Origin of the sequence: Streptomyces racemochromogenes (assembly GCF_044129415.1) — a bacterium.
Taxonomy (GTDB): domain Bacteria; phylum Actinomycetota; class Actinomycetes; order Streptomycetales; family Streptomycetaceae; genus Streptomyces; species Streptomyces racemochromogenes_A.
This window is the reverse complement of record NZ_JBBDHD010000254.1, coordinates 1-3,865: the sequence shown is the minus strand read 5'-3', so window position 1 is coordinate 3,865 and position 3,865 is coordinate 1. Positions and strand designations below refer to the sequence as shown.

Here is a 3,865-nt window from a genome sequence, read left to right as displayed (position 1 = left end):
CCCCCCCCCCCCCCCCCACCCCCCCCCCCCCCCCCCCCCCCCCCCCCCCCCCCCCCCCCCCCCCCCCCCCCCCCCCCGCCCCCCCCACCCCCACCCCCCGCCCCCCCCCCCCCCCCCCCCCCCCCCCCCCCCCCCCCCGGGGGCGAGCCCCGCCGCGTCCACGGCGGCCCGCGAGGAGGGGCTGTTTTCGGCCACCCATGCGAAGGCCTCGGGTACCTCCGGCTCCCGCTGCCCCTCCCGCACCTTCCGCTCGTCCGCCGGGGTCGCCTCCGGGGGCCGTCGCGGTCATCCGCTACGCGCCTTCCTTCAGCACCCGTGTGATCAGGCTGCGCTGGGCGTCCGAGAGGTGGGGGTCGTGGCAGGACACCGTCCGCCCGTCCACCGTGATGCGGTAGGAGAACCCGTCCCGGACGCCGCCCGGCCCCTCCGCGGCGCGGGGGTCGGGCCGCAGTGCCAGCAGGGCCAGGGCCGCCCACTCCTGCTCGTCGGGCCGGCCCGAGGTGTCCACCTCGGCCCGGCGTTCGATCCCCGCGAATCCGCCCGTCCGCACCACTTCGATCTTCATGCCCGCATTCCTACCCCAGGCCGACGGTCGCCCAGGCCTTCTGGAGGGCCTGGTGCTCGGCGCCTCCCTCCCCGAAGCGGGCGACGGCCGCCGCTGTCGACAGCCTGGCGAAGTCCTTGAAGTCCGCACGGGACTCCAGCTGCCCGCCGGTGAGGGTGTCGTACCAGATCTGTCCGGCCCGCTCCCAGGCCTTGCCGCCGAGCTCGGTCGCCACGATGTAGAAGGCGTGGTTGGGGATGCCCGAGTTGATGTGGACGCCTCCGTTGTCCCGCGAGGTGGTCACGTAGCCGTCCATCGTCGCGGGCTGCGGGTCCTTGCCGAGCTCGTCGTCGTCGTACGCCGTCCCCGGCGCCCTCATCGAGCGCAGCGCGACCCCGGTGACGTGGGGGCCGAGGAGCCCGGCGCCGATCAGCCAGTCCGCCTGGTCGGCGGTCTGCCCCAGGGAGTACTGCTTGATCAGCGAGCCGAAGACGTCCGACATCGATTCGTTCAGGGCCCCGGACTGGCCGTGGTAGTCGAGGTTGGCCGTGTACTGGGTGACGCCGTGGGTCAGCTCGTGGCCGATGACGTCCACCGACACGGTGAAGTCGAGGAACAGGTCCCCGTCGCCGTCGCCGAAGACCATCTGCTGCCCGTCCCAGAAGGCGTTGTTGTAGTCCTCGCCGTAGTGGACGCTCGCGTCCAGCGGCAGGCCGGAGCCGTCGATCGAGCGGCGGCCGTACCCCTTGAGGAAGAGTTCGTACGTGGCGCCCAGCCCGGCGTACGCACGGTTGACGGTGGCGTCCTTGGAGGTGTCGGCCCCCTCCGCGCGGACCTTCTTGCCGGGCAGCCGCGTGTGGTGCTGGGCGTCGTAGATCGTGCGGCGCGGCCCCTCGGGGGCCGACGGGTCCGCCGCGGCCGGGGCGATCCCGCGGACGGTGCTGATGCGGCGCCGGGTGCGCAGGAGGGCGTCGGTCTCCAGGGTGCGCTGGGCGGAGTCGGCCCGGGTGGAGTCGGCGGAGCGGGCGGCCTTGTCCAGCAGGTGCGGAGGCACCACGGTGCAGAAGACGGGGTGGTGGGGGGCGGGTCCGTGGGAAAGGAAGGCATCCATGCCCGGAAATGTGGCAGTGGGTGATGGCGGTGTCACTAGCGGCGAGCATGATTCATTCGGTTGTCTCAAAGGCGTCGCGCCGTGTTGACGGATCCGCCGGACCTTGGCGGAGGAAAGCGGTTTTGAGTCACAAAGGGTATAAATCGGACGCGCGGGTCTTGCATACTGAAACAGGTCCTCGCGATACGGCGCGGCTCGGTTAGGCTCGGCCCATCATGCGTTTCGGGCTGCTTCTCCTTAGCTGCCGCGGCGAGGGTCTGTAGTCGTAGGCCGGCCCCCTCCCCGCGGAGTTTGGTGTTGCGGTTTTCACTACCGCCGTCGGCCGTCCCAGCGAACTACCGCGGACACGCGAGGAGCCCAACGCCATGAGCCAGCAGCCTTTTGTCGGTCGCCCCACGCCCATCACCAACGCGACCCACACCCAGAAGCCCTCCGGGATGCCGATCCACAAGTACGGCGTGTACGAGCAGGTGGACATCCCGGACCGCACCTGGCCGAACGCCCGCATCACCAAGGCCCCCCGCTGGCTCTCCACCGACCTGCGCGACGGCAACCAGTCGCTGATCGACCCGATGACCCCCGCCCGCAAGCGCGAGATGTTCGACCTGCTGGTGCGCATGGGCTACAAGGAGATCGAGGTCGGCTTCCCCTCCTCCGGCGAGACCGACTTCGCCTTCGTGCGTTCGATCATCGAAGAGGGCGCGATCCCGGACGACGTCACCATCTCCGTACTGACCCAGGCCCGCGAGGACCTGATCGAGCGGACCGTCGAATCGCTGGTCGGCGCCAAGCGCGCCACCGTGCACCTGTACAACGCGACCGCCCCGACCTTCCGCCGGGTGGTCTTCCGCGGCTCCAAGGAGCAGATCAAGCAGATCGCCGTCGACGGCACCCGCCTGGTCATGGAGTACGCCGAGAAGCTGCTGGGCCCCGAGACCGTTTTCGGCTACCAGTACAGCCCCGAGATCTTCACCGACACCGAGCTGGACTTCGCCCTGGAGGTCTGCGAGGCCGTCTGCGACGTCTGGCAGCCGGGCGAGGGCCGCGAGATCATCCTGAACCTGCCCGCCACCGTGGAGCGCTCAACGCCCTCCACCCACGCGGACCGCTTCGAGTGGATGGCCCGCAACCTGACCCGCCGCGAGCACATCTGCATCTCCGTGCACCCGCACAACGACCGCGGCACCGCCGTGGCCGCCGCCGAGCTGGCCCTGATGGCCGGCGCCGACCGCGTCGAGGGCTGCCTGTTCGGGCAGGGCGAGCGCACCGGCAACGTCGACCTGATCACCCTGGGCATGAACCTGTTCTCCCAGGGCATCGACCCGCAGATCGACTTCTCGCAGATCGACGAGATCCGCCGCACCAGCGAGTACTGCAACCAGATGGAGGTCCACCCGCGCCACCCCTACGCGGGCGACCTGGTCTACACCGCCTTCTCCGGCTCCCACCAGGACGCCATCAAGAAGGGCTTCGACGCCATGGAGGCCGACGCGGCCGCCCAGGGCAAGACCGTCGACGAGATCGAGTGGGCCGTCCCGTACCTGCCGATCGACCCGAAGGACGTCGGCCGCTCCTACGAGGCGGTCATCCGCGTCAACTCCCAGTCGGGCAAGGGCGGCATCGCCTACGTCCTGAAGAACGACCACAAGCTGGACCTGCCGCGCCGCATGCAGATCGAGTTCTCGCGGATCATCCAGGCCAAGACCGACGCCGAGGGCGGCGAGGTCACGCCGAAGGCGATCTGGGAGGTCTTCGCGGACGAGTACCTGCCCAACCCCGAGAACCCGTGGGGCCGCATCCAGCTGCGCTCCGGTTCCACCACCACCGACAAGGACGGCACGGACACGCTGACCGTCGAGGCGGTCGTGGACGGCGTGGAGACGGTCCTGAACGGCACCGGCAACGGTCCGATCTCGGCCTTCTTCGACGCGCTGGCCGGCATCGGCGTGGACGCCCGCCTGCTGGACTACACCGAGCACACGATGAGCGAGGGCGCCTCCGCCGTCGCCGCCTCGTACATCGAGTGCGCCATCGACGGCCGGGTCCTGTGGGGCATCGGCATCGACGCCAACACCACCCGTGCCTCGCTGAAGGCGGTCATCTCCGCCGTCAACCGCGCGGGCCGCTGAACCACCCCCGGGGGGGGGGGGGGGGGGGGGGGGGGGGGGGGGGGGGGGGGGGGGGGGGGGGGGGGGGGGGGGGGGGGGGGG

The 3,865-nt window shown here is 71.2% G+C and carries 3 protein-coding genes; 1 reads left to right on the top strand and 2 read right to left on the bottom strand.

What is annotated here, in order from left to right:
- Positions 1-292: 292 nt before the first annotated feature.
- Positions 293-565: a protealysin inhibitor emfourin gene (locus WDV06_RS36465; protein WP_395514097.1), complete on the bottom strand. Its 273-nt coding sequence runs from the start codon at positions 563-565 to the stop codon at positions 293-295.
- 10 nt (positions 566-575) lie between these two features.
- The gene (locus WDV06_RS36460; protein ID WP_395514096.1) at positions 576-1,655 is read right to left on the bottom strand and encodes a M4 family metallopeptidase; all 1,080 of its coding nucleotides are present in this window, start codon (positions 1,653-1,655) and stop codon (positions 576-578) included.
- A 365-nt stretch (positions 1,656-2,020) separates the two neighbouring features.
- Here WDV06_RS36460 and leuA point away from each other — a divergent pair, with 365 nt between their 5' ends.
- Positions 2,021-3,784, top strand: coding sequence for a 2-isopropylmalate synthase (leuA, locus tag WDV06_RS36455; protein WP_395514095.1), 1,764 nt, complete (start codon positions 2,021-2,023; stop codon positions 3,782-3,784).
- Positions 3,785-3,865: the final 81 nt, after the last annotated feature.